The organism is Lentzea aerocolonigenes, assembly GCF_000955955.1.
GTDB classification, from domain to species: Bacteria; Actinomycetota; Actinomycetes; order Mycobacteriales; family Pseudonocardiaceae; genus Lentzea; species Lentzea aerocolonigenes_A.
This window is the reverse complement of record NZ_JYJG01000226.1, coordinates 13,047-30,497: the sequence shown is the minus strand read 5'-3', so window position 1 is coordinate 30,497 and position 17,451 is coordinate 13,047. Positions and strand designations below refer to the sequence as shown.

The following is a 17,451-nucleotide window of genomic DNA, read 5'->3' as shown; positions in this document are numbered from 1 at the left end:
TCAAGGGACTCCGGGCAAGGGGGGTCAGGGCAGGCAGAACGCCGCGGTGGCGTCGTCGCTGCGCTTGTAACGCGGCCACCGAGAGCCGTGCGGGTCTGCCGACTCGGCCTCGCGGACTCCGGTGACCAGTGCCGACGGGCCTTGCCGTTCGAGCAGGTCCATCGTCGCGGCCCAGTCGGCGATGCCGTACGTCTCGACGTACGCGGCTGCTCCGTCGGTGAGCAGGGCCGCGCGCCGGACGGCCGCTCTCGGCAGGGAGCCGGTCAACGCGTGTTGTGCCGCCTCGGGTTTCGACGCCGCCACCCAGTAGCCGCCGGGGACGTTGCGGTGTGGTCGTTGTGCCGTCACGAGCCTGCGCAGGGACTCGTCGTGTTCCGGCGTCCCGATCAGGTGCCTCTCGGTCTCCAGGTGCTCTTCCTGGGCCACGTCGGTGCCTCGCAGGTCGGACACCACCACGTTCCCGTCCGGCCCGTCCAGGACGACGACGGAGTCGTGCACGACGAGGTAGTCGACGGTCTCCTCGCCCACGCGCAGCAGCGTGATCGAGCTCGACGGTGTGCCGAGGTGGTCGAGGTCGCAGGTGTCGCCGTGTGCGGCGGCGACGGCTTCGATCGCGGCGGCGGCCACGCCGCGGAGATCCTCGCCGGCGTGATCGCTCGCGAGTCGCACCAGCTGGCCGCCGAGCTGTGCGACGAACCACGGTGTGCCGTGCACGCAACCGGTGGACAGGCCGCCCGGCACGCCGAGACCGTCCAGCACGGCCACCACACGGGGCGTCGCCTGGACGAAGTCCTCGTTCGGTTTCGTCAGCGAGCCCGGCTCGGTGGCGAAGGAGACGCGCAAGTCATCACGTCCTCGGGTCTGAGTGACATCTGATCACCAAGTCATATCGCAGTCAGCGGAAGAAGCCGTCCAGCCACGCGTTGCCGAACTTGCCCCGCGGGTCGGAGGTGGCGGCGCCAGGACGCGGAAGTCGTCCCAGCGCGGGTAGAGGCGTCCGGGTGCGGCGGCGAACACCTTGCCCCAGTGCGGACGTGCCTCGAACGGTGCCAGCGCCCGCTCGACCAGCTCGACCGCGTCGCGCACCGCCTCGGCGTCCGGGACCCACGTGAAGTGGAAGGCGGCACTGGCTCGCTGGTACAGCGGACTGAGCCACGACGTGTCCGCGCCGACGGTGCGGATCTCGGAAATCCGCAGTGCCGGGGTGCACCCGGCGGCGGCCACGGTGATGCGCACCTGTCGAATCGCGAACATGCCCGCGACGCTATGAGCTCGACTTAACTGGAGGTCAACTGCTTGTTCAACGTTGCCGTGCCGCGCGCCAACGCGGCATAGGCTCCGCGTTGTACGAGATGAAGGGATCTGGATGCCGGCGATAGAGTTTCCGCTGAGGCTGCCGCGGCGGTTCGAGCTGTGGTCGTACCAGGTGTCGCACGGGGTGCTGTTGTTGCGCAGCGCTCCAGGGCCGGACCAGCCGACCCGGATCGACGTCCAGTTCCGCTTCACCAGCGACCTGAAGCTGCCGGCGGTGCTGAACGACCTGGTGATCGATCTGCACGGGGACCGCTACGCGCTGGTGGCCGCGGACTACCCGGACGGGTACGTCGTCGCGGAGAACGTGCAGGTTGCCGAGGACGACTTGCAGGACCGCCAGCCGTCGGTGTTCGAGGACGAGCAGCTGGTCCTGCACCGGATGCGGTATCTGCACCACTTCCGGCAAAGCTGACAGGAGTTCAGGTGTCCGATTTTCCCATGCGGTTGCCACGGGAGTTCTTCCTGCGGATGTTCGAGCCGAAGACGAACACGCTGTCCTACCGCGCGGAGAAGGGGCATGAGGTGAGCACCCACATCGACCTGATGTTCGGCGGTGTCAGGGAGATGAAGGTCCAGCCGAAGCTGCACGACGTCACCGTCGACCTGATCGACGGCGGCTACTCGTTGTCCACGCCCGAGTTCCCGGACGGATACGTCCTCGCCGACAGGTTCCACTACGCGGAGGACGACGTGGACGACTGGGAGACGTTCGACGTCCTGCGCATCGAGGAGCACGACATCAAGAGGATCTACCATGTCCAGTGACTTCTTCGTCGGCCGCGCCGGAACCTGGTACAGCCCGATCTGGAACGCGTCCTTCGGTGTCTTCGACTGGGTTCTCGAGCGGATCGCCGACCTGACGGCGGATCCCGGGGTAGAGGCGGCGGTGCGGGATGCCCTCGGCCACCACTTCAAGATGTTCGACCTCAGCTGGTATCCCGACGAGCAGGCCGCGGAGATCGTGCGGGTGATCCTCGGTCCGCTGCGCGAGGAGCTGCCCGGCGAGAACGAGATCGTGCGGGGCCGGGTGGCGGAGCTGATCACGATGGCGGAGGGCTGGGAAGCGGCGACCGATGTGTTCCCCGTTTTCCTGCCGTGGAGGTTCCAGCGGCAGGAGAACGGCGAGACGGTTCGCTATCACGTGGACGACCGGCCGCTGGACATCGTCTTCACCGGCGTCCGCGTCGTCGAGCTGCCTGACGAGCTGCTGAATCCGGAGATCAGCGTGTCGGACGAGGGCTACGTGATCCGTGCGAGGAGGTTCGACGCGGTAGTGCCCGCGGATGGCCTGCGCCTCCTGGGAGATCCGTACAACGGGCCGCTGGAGCACCGCCTCGGCGCTCAGTGAGCGATCATCACGTGCTTCACGCGCGTGTAGTCCTCCAGGCCGTGCATCGAGAGGTCCTTGCCGTAGCCCGAAGCGCCGAACCCTCCGTGCGGCATCTCGGACGCGACGAGCCCGTGGGTGTTGACCCACACGATGCCGAAGTCGAGCCGCGCCGTCAGCGACGCCGCTCGACCGGTGTCGCGAGTCCAGATCGATGACGCAAGCCCTTGCGGCACACCGTTGGCGAGCGCGACGGCCTCGTCGTCCGAGCTGAACGACTGCACGGTGATCACCGGTGCGAAGGGCTCCTCCTGCACCAGCTCGTCGGACTGCGAGAGGCCCGAGATCACCGTGGGCTCCAGGAAGAACCCGGCAGAGCCGTGCTGCTTCCCTCCACAGTGGACCGTCGCGGACGAACGCGACACCAGCCCGAGCACGCGGTCCAGCTGCGCCCTGCTGTTCAACGGGCCGAAGTCCACGCCGGGAACCTGGGCGGACGCCGCCTTCACCAGCGCGGCGACGAACTCGTCGTGCACACCCGCGTGCACCAGCACGCGCGTCGCGGCCGTGCAGTCCTGACCGGCGTTGTAGTAAGCAGCGCCGACGATTCCGGAAGCGGTCGCGTCCACGTCCACGTCGTCGAACACCAGAACCGGCGCGTTGCCACCGAGTTCGAGATGCGTGCGCTTCACGGTCGCGGCAGCGCTACGAGCCACCTCGATGCCGGCGCGCGTGGATCCCGTCAACGACACCATGGCGGGCACGGGGTGCTCGACCAGCAACCGGCCGGTGTCGCGATCACCCAGCACCACGTTGAACACACCCGCCGGCAACACCTCAGCCGCAAGCGTTGCCAGCAGCACGGTCGACGACGGCGTGGTGTCGGCGGGCTTGACCACGACCGTGTTGCCCGCGGCCAGCGCGGGCGCGATCTTCCACACCGCCATCATCAGCGGGTAGTTCCACGGCGTGATCTGCACGATCACGCCCACGGCCTCGCGCCGCTGGTACGAGGTCGCGCCGGGGATGTACTCACCGGCGGCCGCGGTGCCCAGAGCACGCGCGGCACCGGCGAAGAACCGGATCTGGTCCACGCACTGCGGGATCTCCTCGTCGAGCACGACCGAGCGGATCTTGCCCGTCTCGCGGACCTCGGCGTCGGCGACCTCGCCCGCCCGAGCCTCCAGCAGGTCCGCGAGCTTGAGCAACGCCAGCTGACGCTCACCCGGTGTCGTCCGCGACCACGTCTTGAACGCCTCCGCAGCGGCCGCGACGGCGTAGAAGACCTCGATCTCACGCGAGACGACGGCCCGGCCGAACTCGATGCCGGTCGCCGGGTCGACGAGCGGACTGGTCTCCGTCCGCTGCTCGACCGGGAGGCCGGTGGTCACGTCGGTAGCGGGTGCGGAGGTGCCGTTGATGAAGTTCGCGACGATCACGTGTGCTCCAGGTGCGTGGGGGCGAACATGCGCAACACCGCGGACAGCACCACCACGTGCGGGCCGTCCCCGGCGAACGCCTTGGCCAGATCTTCGCGCAGCGACTCGGGCGTGCTGCGGGTGGCGGGCACCCCGAACGCCTCGGCGAGCGCCACGAAGTCCGGCCTGGCCAGCTCGGTGGCGGTGGCCTGGCCGAACGCGTCGGTCATGTACTCGCGCAGGATGCCGTAGCCGCCGTCGTCGACGATCAGCCACACGACCCGCGACCCGTGCTGCGCGGCCACGGCCAGCTCCGAGATCCCGTACATCGCGCCGCCGTCACCGGACACCGCGAGCACCGGCCCGTCCACCGCCGCCGCCACACCCAACGCCGCCGGGAAGCCATATCCGAGGCCACCGGCACCCTGCGCGGAAAACTGCGCGCCACCCCGCGGATCCCACGCCGACCAGGCCCAGTAAGCGAGGATCGTCATGTCCCAGCAGGTAGGTGTGCCATCAGGAACTGCCGAGCGCAGTGCGTTCAGGACCTGCCGTTCCAGGTCCAGCTCCTGCTCGGTGAGCCGCGCCCGCACCTGCTCCAGAAGCCGCTGAACGAGCGACTCGGACACGCCGTCCGCGGCCCGTGCCGTCACCCCGGAAGTCAAGGCGCGCAACGCATACCGGGCATCGGCGTGTATGCCGAGAGCGGGGTAGTTCGACTCCAGCTTGCCCAGATCCGCCTCGATCTGGATCACCGAGCCGGCCGGCCGGAACGTCCGGTAGTTGCTGGACAGCTCACCCAGCCCGGACCCCACGACCAGCACCACGTCAGCGGACGCGAGGAACTCCGTGGTGTGCCAGTCCTCCAGCCACGACTGCGCGGAAAGCGGGTGCTCCCAAGGAAAGTTGCCCTTGCCGCCGAACGTCGTCACGACCGGCGCCCGCAGCTTTTCGGCCAGCTCCAGCAGCTCGTCCTTCGCGTGCAGGGCGCCACCGCCGGCCAGGATGACCGGGCGTTCGGCGGAATCCAGCACCCGAACGGCCTCCGCGACCAGCTCGGCACGCGGGTACAGCTCCCGCGCGGACCAGGAAACCGACGTCACCGGCGGCACCGAAGCCGGACCGAGCAGCACGTCCTGCGGAATCTCCACCCACACCGGCCCGTACGGCGCGGTCAGCGCGATCTCCCACGCCTCGGCCAAAGCCGACGGGATCTGCGACGCGTGCCGCACCACCCGAGCGTGCTTCACGACGTCCCGGAACGAGGCCAGCTGATCGGTCAGCTCGTGCAGGTACCCGCCGCGCACGCCACCCAGCCCGGCCGAGGGGATCTGCGACGAGATCCCCAGCACCGGCGCGGAAGCCGCAGCGGACTCCTGCAACCCGGCCAACGTCTGCAACGCCCCGGGCCCGGTCGACACCAGCAGCGGCGTGACGGACCCGGTGATCCGCGCGTGCCCGTCCGCGGCGAAGGCGGCGTTGACCTCGGTCCGCGACCCGACGTACCGCAGCTCGGATCGGCGAAGCGCGTCGAACAACCCCAGCGCGTGCTGGCCGGGAATGCCGAAAACGGTGTGGGCGCCGAGAGCTTCAAGCGTCTCGACGACGACGTCACCGCCGTTGCGAGTCACTGCCCCTCCTTGAGCGCCAACAGACTCACCAAGTCATACGCCACATGCGATGCCGCGACCGACGTGATGTCAGCGTGGTCGTAAGCAGGCGCCACTTCAACCACGTCCGCGCCCACGAGGTTCAGCCCCCGCAGCCCGCGAACGATCTCCAGCAGCTCCCGCGAGGTCATCCCGCCGGCCTCGGGCGTGCCAGTCCCAGGCGCATGAGCAGGATCCAGCACGTCGATGTCGATCGACACGTACAACGGCCGCGACCCGATCCGTTGCCGCAGAGCGTCAACCGTCTCGTCGACACCGCGCCGCATCACGTCGGACGACGTGACGATCCCGAACCCGAGCCGCCGGTCGTCCTCGAGATCCTTCTTGCCGTACAACGGTCCCCGCGTGCCGACGTGCGAGATCGCCTCGGTGTCCAGGATCCCGTCCTCGACCGCGCGCCGGAACGGCGTCCCGTGCGTGTACGGCTCGCCGAAGTACGTGTCCCACGTGTCGAGGTGCGCGTCGAAGTGCAGCAACGCCACCGGCCCGTGGATCCGCGACACCGCGCGCAGCAACGGCAGCGCGATCGTGTGGTCACCGCCGATCGTGACCAGCTTCGTCCCCTCGGCCTGCAGATCAGCCGCAGCCTGTTCGATCGTCTCGATCGCCTCGCCGATGTGGAACGGGTTGACCGCGATGTCCCCGCCGTCCGCGACCTGGACGCGCTCGAACGGCGACACGTCCAGCCCGGGGTTGTACGGGCGCAGCAGCCGGGAGGCCTCCCGCACCGCCGAGGGCGCGAACCGCGCCCCCGGCCGGTACGAGACGCCGGTGTCGAACGGGACTCCCACCACGGCGACGTCCGCGTGCGCCACCTGGTCCAGGCGCGGCAGCCGGGCGAAGGTCGCCGGTCCCGCGTAACGCGGGATCTTCGAGGAGTCGACGGGGCCGATCATGCGTTCACCAGTTCCTCTTCGCTTGCTTCACCCGCCACCCGGCGGTCCCACTGAGCCAGCACAGCGGGATCCGTGGCCGGGGTGGCCAGGCTGACGGCCACGTACGTCACGAGCGACGCGCCGAGGCTGTAGTAGATGGCTTCGTTGGCGTACACGTCGACGAACACCATGAACCCGATCGCGGTCAGCGAACCGAGCGCCATCGACACCATGGCACCGGCACGCGTGCCGCGCTTCCACACCAGGCCGCCGATGATCGCGACCAGCAGGCCGCCGACGAGGATGTTGTAGGCGACGGTCAACGCGGCCACGACGTCGTTCAACGCCACCGCGATGCCAATGGCCACAACGCCAATGGCCAAAGTGAACATCCGGTTGTTGTGCACGTCCGAGTCGGTCCTGCGGCGCCAGATGTCGTTGGACGCCACCGTGGCGCACGCGATGAGCGCACCGGACGACGTCGACATCATCGCGGCCAGCGCGGCGGCGAGCACCAGCCCGCGGACACCGGTCGGCAGCAGGTTCTCCACGATCGTCGCGAACGCCTCGTCCTTGTTCGCGATGTTCGGGTACAGCGCCTTGCCCGCGAGACCGATCACAGCACCGGCCACCGCGTAGACGAGGCAGTACAGGCCGGACGTGATGCCACCCCAGGTCGCGACCTCCGGCGACTTCGCGGTGAACACGCGCTGCCAGATGTCCTGGCCGATCAGCAGGCCGAAGACGTAGATCAGCAGGTACGTGATGATCGTGCTCACGCCGATGTTGCCGACGTCGAACACCGCCGGGTCGTTCAGGCGCTGCTGGATGCCGTCGAACCCACCCGCGGTGGCCAGGCTGATCGGCAGCAGCAGGAACAGGATGCCGATCGTCTTCACCACGAACTGCACGATGTCGGTCAGCGTGATCGACCACATGCCGCCGAGAACGCTGTACAGCACCACGATGCTGCCGCCGATGATCACGCCGACGCTCTTCGGCAGTCCGAAGAGGACGTTGAAGATGGTCGAGTAGGCGATCGTGGACGTGACCGTCAGCATCAGTGTGTACGCGGCCATCACCAGACCGGAGATCAGGCTGGAGTTGCCGCCGTAGCGCAGGTCGAGCATCTGCGAGACGGTGTAGACCTTCAACTTGACGATCCGGCGCGCGAAAAGTGCGGAGAGCAACAGGATTCCGAGGCCGATGGCGAACACCATCCAGGCGCCGGAGATGCCGTACTTGTAGCCGAGCCCGACACCGCCGATGGTCGACGCGCCGCCGAGCACGACGGCCGACATGGTGCCGGAGTACATGCCGAAACCGAGCCTGCGTCCGGCGACCAGGTACTCGCTCTTGCTGGTGGCGCGGCGCATGCCCCACCAGCCCATGCCGATCATGCCGAGCACGTAGGCGGCGATCACCGCGTAGTCGAGAGCCACTGTCGGACCTCCTTGGGTTGCAGGTCACAGTAGGAACGCGGTCCTGGCGCTGGTAAGTGGTCGTTCTGCACAATCGTCGGACCATGGTTGTGCAAACCGTCCCACTGAAGGATCTTGTCGCGCGAGTCGATCTCGGGCTGACCGTCCTGTGTGGAGCCGACGCGCTGGACAGGCCGATCCGGTGGGCGCACGTGTCCGAGCTCGAGGACCCGACGCCGTACCTGGTCGGCGAGGAGCTGCTGCTCACGGCCGGTGTGCGGTTCCCGTCCGACGTGCCCGCGTACGTGGCGGGGCTGGTGTCGTCGGGCGTGTCCGCGATCGGGTTCGGCGTCGAACCGGAGTTCCCGACGGTGCCGTCGTCGCTGGTGGAGGCCTGTTCGGAGCAGGGGATGCCACTGCTGGAGGTGCCGCCGTCGACGCCGTTCCTCGCGGTGTCGCAGGCGCTCGGGGCGTTGCTCGCGGAGATCGCCGTGCGGGAGCAGCGGATGCTCGCGGACAGCCAGCGCGCCCTGACCCGTGCCGCCACGCGCGTGCGGCCCGTGGAGTCCGTGCTGACCACTCTCGCCGTGGTGCTGAACTGCCGCGCTGATCTCGTTGATGCCGCCTCCGCACCTGAGGAACTCGCCTCTCTCGTGGCGCGTGTTGCGTCGGGCACTGGGCCTCGTTCGGCTTCGGCCCAGGTGGGTGAAGACCACGTGACGCTCGATCCGGTGGAGTCCGCGGTGCTCGTGGTGCGCCGCTCGTCTCCGCTCTCTCCTGCCGAACGTGCTGTCGTCGCGGTGGCGCTCGCGTTGCTCGGACTGTTGCGCAGGGATCTGGAGAGCGAACGCGGGCAGATCGCGCGGCTCGCTGCCTCGGCTCTGTTGAGGTCGCAGGTCGTCGGCCTGGTGAACGTGCTGGGACCTGGGCCTTGGCGGGTGGTGGCAGGGGAGTCGCGGGCGGACTACGACGTGCTGGCGCAGCGGTACGGGCCGCTGGTGTCGAAGGCGGGGGAGGAGTTTCTGGCGTTGGTGCCGGCGAACTTCGAGGTGGCGGGTCCGGTCGGGGTGTCATCGCCGATCCCAGCTCCCGCCCCAGCCCTGATCCCCATCTCCACCTCCGCGATCGACCACGCGGCGGCCGAAGCCTCAGCCCTCCTCGCCCGCGCCCGAGCCACCGGCGAGCCCGCCTTCCCCGCGTCAGACCTGTCCTCTCTCGTGGACCCCACAACCGCCCGAGCCTTCGCCCGCCGCGAGCTCGCACCCCTCCTCGGCCGCCCCGAACTCGTCGACACCCTGCGGGCCTGGCTGGGGCAGCACGGCAGCTGGGACCGCGCCGCGGCCGTGCTCGGAGTGCATCGCAACAGCGTTCGGCACCGAATTTCGCACGCCGAACGGCTGCTCGGTCGTGATCTTGGGACGGCCGACGCGCGGGCCTCGCTGTGGCTCGCGCTGACCTGGCTCGATTAATTCCTTTGCGAGCGGTGCGGCGAGTCGGTCATCATTGTTCCATGTTTACCGCAGAGGAATGGGCCGGAGCGCCATCAAAGCCGTGACCAGCTAGTTCACTTTCTTCTAATCTCTGTGAGCATTTGTGTATCAATGCTCGTCCTTGGCGTGTTCGTCTAGTGGTCAGGACGCTGGACTCTCAATCCGGAAACACGGGTTCGATCCCCGTACGCGCTACGTGGCCCGGTCTGTGTGGGGTGGACCGGGCCCGCCCGCAACCGGGTCCATGTCAGACGGACCCAAAGAATCTTCGAAAACTTCGCCCGAATGGTCTAGGCGCCAGTTACGCTCTGCGAATGGCTGCGGTCCCCGCCTTCGCACGCTACGAGGTCGACGTACGTCGGCCGAACGCCGCGCGGATCCATGACTTCTATCTGGGCGGCGCGCACAACTACGCCGCCGACCGGGCCTTCGCCAAGCAGGCGGTCCGGATCGACCCGGAGCTGCCGCTCGTGACGCGAGCGCACCGGGCGTTCCTCAAGCACGCCGTCCGGCACTGCTGGGCGGCCGGCGTGAGGCAGTTCCTCGACCTCGGCTCGGGCATCCCGACGTGCGGTGCGACGCACCAGACGTTGCCGGACGCCCGTGTCGTCTACGTGGACTCGGACCCGGTCACCGTGGCGTTCGCGCGCGGGCTGCTGCGCGGTGAGCCGCGGACGTGCGCGGTCGAGGCCGACCTGCGCCGCCCCGAGCAGGTGCTGAGGCATCCGGGCGTGATGTCGCATCTCGACCTGCGCGAGCCGTACGCGGTGCTGATGGTCGACGTCCTGAGATACGTGGACGACGTCACCGGGCCAGGGCGGGTGGTGCGCCGGTATCGGCACGCGTTGCCGGCGGGAGGGTTCCTGGTGGTGTCACATCCGGCGCCGGTCGAGCAGCTCATGGAGGGGCTGTCGATCGAGGCGCCGTGCGTCGTTCCCGGGGCCTACGCGGGCATCGGCCGCAAGCCGGGCCGTATCCAGGGAGTTCGCGGCGCCTCCTAAGGGAACGTGCGGGAAGCGCTTGAGCGGGCCAAGGCTCTGCGGTGGGCGGGGAGGCCGGAGGACGCGGCTCTGGAGCTGCGCAAGGCGCTCGCCGGTCCCGGCGACCGCTGCGAGCTGCTGTACCTGTTGTGGGACTGCCAGTTCGTGCTCGGTGACCGTGCGGCCGCGCACGAGACGTTGCTGGAGGCCAAGGGACTGGCCACCGGCTCGATGGTGCAGCGGATCGAGGTGGCCGAGGCCAGCTGGCTGATGTCGCAGGGGGAGTACCGCGCGGCGATGGAGCTCGCGGACTCGGTCGGCACTCAGTCCGATGAGATTCGGGCGTACGCGTTGAGCGTTCGTGGTGTGTGCGAGGCGTTCCTGGGGGATTTGCCGCGCGGCACCGCCACTTTGGAGGACGCGCGCACGGCCGCGCATCGCAGTGGCAGCATCCGTGAGCTCACTCGTGCGGTGGGGAACCTGACGTTCGTGCTCGCCACTGCCGGGCAGCACGAACGAAACGCGCGAATCGGCAGGGAAGCGTTGACACGCCTGGGGATTCAGGGGCTCGCGCCGACGTTCTCGGCGGTCATCCGGTACAACGTCTCGACCAGCCTGCTCGCGCTCGGGCGGTGGGACGAACTGGACTCCCTGGAGGTTCCGGACGCGATTCCGGGCAACAAGGCCGCGCGGATCCTGCTGTGCCAGGCGGAAGCTGCCGCGTTGCGGGGACGGGATGCCGACGACCTGATCGAGCGCGCCGAGAAGGTCATCGAGGGGCAGGACGCGTTGTTCCTCGCCCAGTGCGCGTACACCAGAGCCGTTGCGGCACGGGCGAAAGGTCAGTACCGGACCGCTGTCGAACTGTGCAGGGAGACGGTTCTGGACCTGCCGGAGGCGCTGACCGGCGGCGAGGTGCTGCGGCTGTGCGCGGCGGGTCTTGGTGCGGCACGGGATCTTCAGGCGGCGGGTGGCCGGGTCACGAAGCTCGATGATCCGGAAGCGACGGTCGCCGAGCTGCTGGCCCGGTTGCCCGTACCGCAGGGGCCGGAGGACGAGGTGTGGCGGCGGCTCGCGTTCGCGGAGGCCGGGCGGGACTCGTGGGCGGAGATCGCTCTCGAGTGGGATCGGCTGAAGATGCCGTACCAGGCGGCGTATGCGCGAACTCGTTGTGGCGAACCGGAAGCGCTGCGTCACGCCGACCGCGCGGCCCACCGGCTCGGCGCGCTGCCGTTGGCCAAGATGATCGACCGCGAGGCGCGCAGACGGCGCGTTCCGTTGCTGCATCAGGACAAACCGCAGCTGGGCACGTTGACGCCCCGCGAGCGCGACGTGCTGGAGTTGCTGGGGTGGGGCCGCACCAACAAGGAAATCGCCGCCGAGCTGGTTCTGAGTGTTCGGACGGTGGGCTTGCACGTGTCGCACGTGCTGGCGAAGCTCGGCGCGGGCAACCGGTCCGAGGCGGCGCGGATCGCGCGCGACCAAACCTAGGTATTGCTCTGGATGTGCCGGTGGACCGGTGTGAGTTCTCCTTGACGGACAACGGGATGAACCGCCGGCGCCACGCGGCCGTGTTGTGACGGCAGAACCAACACGCGCCCCTTCGCCGAAGGTCAGATGCCGTACCAGAATTCCGGGGCGCCGAGCGGTGGGCGCGGCGTCCCGGAGCCCACCATTTCCCTGAGGGGGAGCAGCCCGTGAATCCGATCGATCCACCTACCGACCTCGAGCTCTGGGCCGTGCTGCACGTCGACGAGTTCCAGTTCCGCCTGGTCAAGCCGTGGAACCTGGACACGCTGGCCGCGGCTCTGCGCAACGCTGCCGCGCGCGGCACGCAGGTCGAGGTCCGCGCGTACAACGACCAGAACGCCGAGACGACCGTGCTGGTCAACCCGGCCCGCGCCCGCGTGGTCCACATCGGCAAGCGCAACGTCGTCGTGCCGCGCACCGGCATGCCCGACGTGTCCCTGAACGGCGTGCCTGACGGTTTGGCAGTGGTCGACGCGGGGTAGCCGTCCGGGCGACAAGTACGGAGCCTGGAGGGCGTCATGACCCACCGCGTCACTGTCAAGGTCGCCGGTCTTCAGCCGGTGCAGATTCTGGCCGGACTGGCCGGTATCGCGTTCATCGTGTTCGGCGTCGTGGGATTCACCCGCACCGGGGTGGGCGACTGGTCCACCCACTCGTTCGTGCTCGGGTTCTCCGTGAACCCGTTCCACAACCTGGTGCACGTGGTCGTCGGCGTGCTCGGTCTGCTCATGGCTCTCGGGTCCGGGATGGCCCGGCTGTACGGGTGGCTGCTGTTCCTCGGGTACGGCGCCATTTTCGTGTGGGGGCTGATGATCACCGGCGTGCTGGCGCAGAACCCGGCGTCGGAGTTCGGGAACCCGTTGGCGCTCAACACGAACGACAACTGGTTGCACCTCGGGCTCGCGATCTTCGGTCTGCTGCTGGCCGTGCTTCCCGCGCGGCGGCGGTTGATCGAGGAGGAGGAGCCGGTGCTGCCGGAGCAGAGGTCGTCGTTCGACGACTCGCACGAGGTTCGCGACGAGAACACCCGTGAGCCGCGGATCGAGGAGATGGACCCGACTGTCCGTCATCGCGAGCCGATCACCACCGAGCAGGCGGCGGTCGATCCCAAGACCGATCGCGTGAGCCAGGACAAGATCAAGCACTAGGTCTCCCCGCCGGATCCCCCCTGGTCCGGCGCAGGCGCGCCGTGAGAGCCCACATGCGGCTCTCACGGCGCGTCTGTTTCGATGTTGCGATGCTTCCCGACGAGCTGCTGACTCATGAGGTTCTGATCACGTGGGGAACGGCGCTGGCCGCGTTCCTGGCTGTCGCGCTGCACGGGATCTGGCGGGTCACCCGCAATGTCATCACCATCGCGCACGAGGGCGGGCACGCGTTGCTCGCGGTCCTCAGCGGGCGGCGGTTGAGCGGGATCAAGCTGCACTCGGACACTTCCGGGCTCACCGTGTCCAGGGGGAAGCCCCGCGGGCCCGGCATGGTGCTGACCGCACTGGCCGGCTACATCGCGCCGTCGTTGCTGGGGTTCGGGGCGGCTGTCCTGATCACCAACGAGCACATCCAGCTGATGTTGTGGATCAGCATCGTGTTCCTGGCCGCGATGCTGATCATGATCCGCAACGTGTTCGGCGTGCTCTCGATCATCGTCACCGGCGGGGCGTTCTTCTTCGTGTCCTTCTACGCCTCCGCCGAGGTCCGGGACACGGCCGCGTACGTGTTCGCCTGGTTCCTGCTGCTGGGCGGGGTCCGGCCGGTGTGGGAACTGCAGGTCAAGCGGTGGAGGCGGCAGGCACCTCGGTCGGACGCCGACCAGCTGGCCTGGCTGACCGGGGTGCCGGCGCTCGGGTGGGTGACGTTCTTCGGCGTCGTCAGCGTTGCGGCACTGGTGGGTGGCGGGGCGTTGCTGCTCGGCCGGTGGTGAAGGCCTGGGCGTTGGCGCGGGCCCAGTCGGCGAAGGTGAGCGCGGGACGGCCCAGCAGGTCCTCCACGGTGCCGGTGGTGGGGCCGGGTCGTTCGGCGTAGTCCGCCAGCGAGCCGAGCAGGCGAGCGGGGACCTCCTCCGGCAGTCCCTGCGCGAGCATGGCCTGCCGTACCTGCTCTGGCGGGAGCTCCTGGAACGACAGCGTCCTGCCCGCGGCCGAGCCGATGATCCGCACCTTCTCGTACTGGTCGAGCGACTGCGGGCCCGTCAGCGTGTGGACCGCTCCGGCGTGCGCACCGCTCAGGAGGGCTTGCACGGCCACCGCCGCGATGTCGGTCTCGTGGATCGGCGACGTGGCGGCCTTCCCGTACGCGCCGCGGACCACGTCACCCGCCTCGAGCTGCGCTGCCCAGGCCAGTGCGTTGGCGGCGAAGTCGGCCAGGCGCAGGACCGTCCACTCCAGACCTGAGCGGGTGACGAGGTCCTCGGCGCGTGCGAACTGCGCGGCGAAGCGCCTTTCTCCCGCCGGGTGCTCGACGGTGGTGGCCGACAACAGCACCGCGCGCCGCACGCCCTGCTTCACCGCCAGTCTCAGCAGTTCCTCGAGGCCGGGACCGGTGGCTCGCGGGCTGATCTGGATCGCGTCCACCCCGTCCAGCGCGGGCTCGATCCACTGTGGATGGAACAGGTCGCCCTGGGCGCGGCCGATCGGGGTGAAGGCCGCGCCTTGCCCTGACAGCAGCGTCATCACCGCGCGTCCCACGACGCCGTTGGCTCCGGTGATCAGAATCATGGTCGTTGTTCCTCTCGTCAGTCGATGACGCCGAGTTGCTTCAACTGCGTGAAGACGTCGACGACTCCCCAGATCTCCGCGATCCGCCCGGCGGCGAAGCGGACGATGAAGATCTCGGCGTAGGCGACGGGCCTGCCGGTCGGTGGCAGGCCCCGGTACTCGCCCCGATGGGTGCCGGTGACCTTGTTGCGGTAGACGACCTTGTCCCCCTCCGCGACCACGTCCTCGATCGTGACCTCGATGTCGGGGAACGCGCGGAGGAGCGTCACCCACACCTGCTTGAGCGCCTCCGCCCCGGACATGTCACCGGGTTTCGGCGCGTGGAAGACGAGGCCGGGATCGGCGACCTCGTCGATCACCTTCGAGATGACCTCCGGATCGCGGGTGCCGATGGCGTCGTGCAGGCGGCTGAACGTCGTTTCGTTGATCGCTTTGCTCATGCCCACAGGACGTCGCCCTCCGCCTGGATGTGACAGCCCGTGAGCCGCGTCACAACGGCCGAACGCGTGTTCGATCCGGGCGCGGTCGAATCAGGTTTGGTGCCGGGTGAAATACTTGTCGGAAAGCTTGCGGTGGAAGGTGGGTTCAGTGCTGCGTGGGGATGTCGGGCTCGAGCTGGGCCAGCGGGTCGCGCTTGCGTTGCGCGCTGCGCTGGACGTGGACATCACTGCTGAGGAAGCGCTGATCCGACCGTCCAACCGAGACGGTGCGGACTACCAGTGCAACGTCGCCATGAGCCTCTCGAAGAAGGTGGGCAAGAAGCCCCGCGAGGTCGCTGAGCTGATCGTCGAGCACCTGGACGCAGCGGATGCGATCGAGGCGCCGGAGATCGCCGGGCCCGGCTTCATCAACCTGAGGCTGAAGAAGGAGTGGCTGCAGGCGCAGGCCGCGGCGCTGCTCGGGGACGAGCGGCTCGGCGTGCCGGTCACCGAACGGCCCCGGCGGATCGCGATCGACTACAGCAGCCCGAACGTGGCCAAGGAGATGCACGTCGGGCACCTGCGGTCGACGATCATCGGCGACGCGTTCTGCCGGCTGCTGACGTTCGCCGGGCACGAGGTCATCCCGCACAACCACCTGGGGGACTGGGGGACGCCGTTCGGGATGCTCATCGAGCACCTGACGGACGAAGGGCACGGGGCCGACCACGAGATCAGCGACCTGAACGCGTTCTACCAGCAGGCGCGGCAGAAGTTCGACAACGAGCCGGGCTTCGCGGATCGGGCGCGGCGGCGGGTGGTGCTGCTGCAGGGCGGCGACGAGGCGACGCTCAAGCTGTGGCACGAGCTGGTCGGGGAGTCGCAGCGGCACTTCAACCAGATCTACGAACTGCTCGGCATCGGGCTGTCGGTGGAGGACAACTACGGGGAGAGCTTCTACAACCCGTACCTCGCGGACACGATCACCGAGCTGCAGCAGAAGGGGCTCGTCGAGACGAGCGACGGCGCGCTCTGCGTGTTCCCGCCGGGGTTCTCGAACCGGGAGGGCGACCGGCTGCCGTTGATCGTGCGGAAGAGCGACGGCGGGTACGGGTACGCCACCACGGACTTCGCGACGGTCCGGTACTGGGTGCGGGAGCGGAAGGTCGACGAGCTCATCTACGTCGTCGGCAACCCGCAGGCGCAGCACTTCCAGATGATCTTCGCGACGTCCAAGCAGGCAGGCTGGCTGGACGACGCGCACACGGCAGTGCACACCGGGTTCGGCACGATTCTCGGCTCGGACGGCAAGACGATCCGGACGCGCGCGGGCGGGACGATCAAGCTGATCGAGTTGCTGACCGAGGCGGTCGAGAACTCGTACAAGGTGATGCCGGAAACGTCCGAAGTGGAGGGTGCGGAGAAGGACGCCCTCGCCCGGACCATCGGACTCGGCGCGGTGAAGTACGCGGACCTCTCGAACGACCGGGAGAAGGACTACGTCTTCACCTGGGAGAAGATGCTGGCGACGACCGGCGACACGTCGGTGTACATCCAGTACGCGAACGCCCGGATCCTCTCGATCGCGCGCAAGGTCGGGCGTGCGGCGCCTGCTGACGCTGCTCTCGTACTGCAGGAGCCGGCGGAGCGGGATCTGGCGTTGAAGCTGTTGCAGCTGCCCACGGCCATTCAGGCGGCGGTGGACGAGCTGGCGCCGCACAAGATCACGAACTACCTGTTCGAGACGGCCACGGCGTTCTCGACGTTCTACAACAACTGCCCGGTGGCCACGGCGGAGTCGCAGGAGCTGCAGGACTCGCGGCTGCACCTGCTCACGCTCACGTCCCGGGTGCTCACGCTGGGTCTGTCCTTGCTGGGTATCGGGGCACCCGAAAGGCTCTAACAGGTTTACCGCTGGTCAGACCACGGGTACGCAGTGATCGCAACTCTTCCGCCCAGCAAGGGAGTCGCGATGACCTGCACGACCCGTCTGCCCAAGCCGGTCACCGACGTGTGGGACTGGCAGATGGAAGGGCTGTGCCGCGGCCAGAACAGCGCCGTCTTCTTCCACCCGGACAACGAACGCGGCTACGCCCGAGCCGCCCGGGAGGAGAAGGCCAAGGCGATCTGCGCGCACTGCCCGGTGCTGGCGCAGTGCCGCGAGCACGCCCTCGAAGCCCAGGAGCCGTACGGCGTGTGGGGAGGCATGGGCGAGGACGAGCGGCGCCAGATCATCACTGCTGCCCGGCGCCGCGTCCGCGTGGCGTCCTAGCCATGCGTGGCTGGTGCTGAT

General features: G+C 68.6%; 19 protein-coding genes and 1 tRNA gene. 12 read left to right on the top strand and 8 right to left on the bottom strand.

The window, feature by feature from the left end:
* Positions 1 to 24: 24 nt before the first annotated feature.
* Positions 25 to 843: a hypothetical protein gene (locus UK23_RS27800; RefSeq protein ID WP_045314604.1), complete on the bottom strand. Its 819-nt coding sequence runs from the start codon at positions 841 to 843 to the stop codon at positions 25 to 27.
* A 33-nt stretch (positions 844 to 876) separates the two neighbouring features.
* On the bottom strand, positions 877 to 1,254 hold the full coding sequence (locus tag UK23_RS27795; protein WP_045314603.1) for a D-arabinono-1,4-lactone oxidase: 378 nt from the start codon (positions 1,252 to 1,254) through the stop codon (positions 877 to 879).
* Positions 1,255 to 1,366: 112 nt separating this feature from the next.
* On the opposite strand from UK23_RS27795, the gene UK23_RS27790 reads away from it, so the two are divergent.
* From UK23_RS27790 to UK23_RS27780, 3 genes are read left to right on the top strand one after another with little or no spacing between them, the layout of a single operon-like run.
* Positions 1,367 to 1,726 carry a hypothetical protein gene (locus tag UK23_RS27790; RefSeq protein WP_045314602.1) on the top strand — a complete coding sequence of 120 codons (360 nt, stop codon included), beginning with the start codon at positions 1,367 to 1,369 and terminating at the stop codon, positions 1,724 to 1,726.
* An 11-nt stretch (positions 1,727 to 1,737) separates the two neighbouring features.
* Positions 1,738 to 2,079, top strand: a complete 342-nt coding sequence (locus UK23_RS27785; protein WP_156213435.1) for a hypothetical protein — start codon at positions 1,738 to 1,740, stop codon at positions 2,077 to 2,079.
* The gene (locus tag UK23_RS27780) at positions 2,069 to 2,662 is read left to right on the top strand and encodes a hypothetical protein (protein WP_045314600.1); all 594 of its coding nucleotides are present in this window, start codon (positions 2,069 to 2,071) and stop codon (positions 2,660 to 2,662) included. The genes UK23_RS27785 and UK23_RS27780 overlap by 11 nt, the downstream gene beginning before the upstream one ends.
* Here UK23_RS27780 and UK23_RS27775 read toward each other — a convergent pair.
* Genes UK23_RS27775 through UK23_RS27760 form a run of 4 tightly spaced genes read right to left on the bottom strand, consistent with a single transcriptional unit; the run spans position 2,656 to position 8,046 of the window.
* The gene (locus tag UK23_RS27775) at positions 2,656 to 4,032 is read right to left on the bottom strand and encodes an aldehyde dehydrogenase family protein (RefSeq protein ID WP_045314616.1); all 1,377 of its coding nucleotides are present in this window, start codon (positions 4,030 to 4,032) and stop codon (positions 2,656 to 2,658) included. The genes UK23_RS27780 and UK23_RS27775 overlap by 7 nt on opposite strands.
* A 44-nt stretch (positions 4,033 to 4,076) precedes the next feature.
* The gene (locus UK23_RS27770; RefSeq protein ID WP_045314599.1) at positions 4,077 to 5,690 is read right to left on the bottom strand and encodes a thiamine pyrophosphate-binding protein; all 1,614 of its coding nucleotides are present in this window, start codon (positions 5,688 to 5,690) and stop codon (positions 4,077 to 4,079) included.
* Positions 5,687 to 6,625 carry an agmatinase gene (speB, locus tag UK23_RS27765; protein WP_045314598.1) on the bottom strand — a complete coding sequence of 313 codons (939 nt, stop codon included), beginning with the start codon at positions 6,623 to 6,625 and terminating at the stop codon, positions 5,687 to 5,689. The genes UK23_RS27770 and speB overlap by 4 nt, the downstream gene beginning before the upstream one ends.
* A complete protein-coding gene (locus tag UK23_RS27760) occupies positions 6,622 to 8,046 on the bottom strand; it encodes a sodium:solute symporter (protein ID WP_045314597.1) in 1,425 nt (474 codons plus the stop codon). The genes speB and UK23_RS27760 overlap by 4 nt, the downstream gene beginning before the upstream one ends.
* Before the next feature lie 83 nt (positions 8,047 to 8,129).
* Here UK23_RS27760 and UK23_RS27755 point away from each other — a divergent pair, with 83 nt between their 5' ends.
* From UK23_RS27755 to UK23_RS27725, 7 genes are all read left to right on the top strand, one after another.
* Entirely contained in the window at positions 8,130 to 9,494 is a 1,365-nt protein-coding gene (locus UK23_RS27755; protein ID WP_156213434.1) for a PucR family transcriptional regulator, read from the top strand.
* A 144-nt stretch (positions 9,495 to 9,638) separates the two neighbouring features.
* A tRNA-Glu gene (locus UK23_RS27750) sits at positions 9,639 to 9,710 on the top strand.
* Positions 9,711 to 9,829: 119 nt separating this feature from the next.
* Complete coding sequence (locus UK23_RS27745) at positions 9,830 to 10,516, top strand: SAM-dependent methyltransferase (protein ID WP_052685119.1); 687 nt, start codon at positions 9,830 to 9,832, stop codon at positions 10,514 to 10,516.
* A 6-nt stretch (positions 10,517 to 10,522) separates the two neighbouring features.
* Positions 10,523 to 11,986 carry a helix-turn-helix transcriptional regulator gene (locus UK23_RS27740; protein WP_045314596.1) on the top strand — a complete coding sequence of 488 codons (1,464 nt, stop codon included), beginning with the start codon at positions 10,523 to 10,525 and terminating at the stop codon, positions 11,984 to 11,986.
* A 206-nt stretch (positions 11,987 to 12,192) separates the two neighbouring features.
* On the top strand, positions 12,193 to 12,507 hold the full coding sequence (locus tag UK23_RS27735) for a hypothetical protein (protein WP_045314595.1): 315 nt from the start codon (positions 12,193 to 12,195) through the stop codon (positions 12,505 to 12,507).
* A gap of 36 nt (positions 12,508 to 12,543) precedes the next feature.
* Positions 12,544 to 13,173, top strand: coding sequence for a DUF4383 domain-containing protein (locus UK23_RS27730; RefSeq protein WP_045314594.1), 630 nt, complete (start codon positions 12,544 to 12,546; stop codon positions 13,171 to 13,173).
* Positions 13,174 to 13,262: 89 nt separating this feature from the next.
* Positions 13,263 to 13,946, top strand: coding sequence for a M50 family metallopeptidase (locus UK23_RS27725; RefSeq protein WP_045314593.1), 684 nt, complete (start codon positions 13,263 to 13,265; stop codon positions 13,944 to 13,946).
* Here UK23_RS27725 and UK23_RS27720 read toward each other — a convergent pair.
* Positions 13,894 to 14,739 (bottom strand): NAD(P)H-binding protein, encoded by an 846-nt coding sequence (locus UK23_RS27720; protein ID WP_045314592.1) that lies wholly within the window; start codon positions 14,737 to 14,739, stop codon positions 13,894 to 13,896. The genes UK23_RS27725 and UK23_RS27720 overlap by 53 nt on opposite strands.
* 17 nt (positions 14,740 to 14,756) lie before the next feature.
* The gene (locus UK23_RS27715; protein ID WP_045314613.1) at positions 14,757 to 15,179 is read right to left on the bottom strand and encodes an ester cyclase; all 423 of its coding nucleotides are present in this window, start codon (positions 15,177 to 15,179) and stop codon (positions 14,757 to 14,759) included.
* 148 nt (positions 15,180 to 15,327) lie between these two features.
* Between UK23_RS27715 and argS the strand changes: the two genes are divergently transcribed.
* Both argS and UK23_RS27705 read left to right on the top strand, forming a co-directional pair.
* A complete protein-coding gene (argS, locus tag UK23_RS27710) occupies positions 15,328 to 17,061 on the top strand; it encodes an arginine--tRNA ligase (protein WP_045314591.1) in 1,734 nt (577 codons plus the stop codon).
* A 69-nt stretch (positions 17,062 to 17,130) separates the two neighbouring features.
* Entirely contained in the window at positions 17,131 to 17,430 is a 300-nt protein-coding gene (locus UK23_RS27705; protein ID WP_045314590.1) for a WhiB family transcriptional regulator, read from the top strand.
* Positions 17,431 to 17,451: the final 21 nt, after the last annotated feature.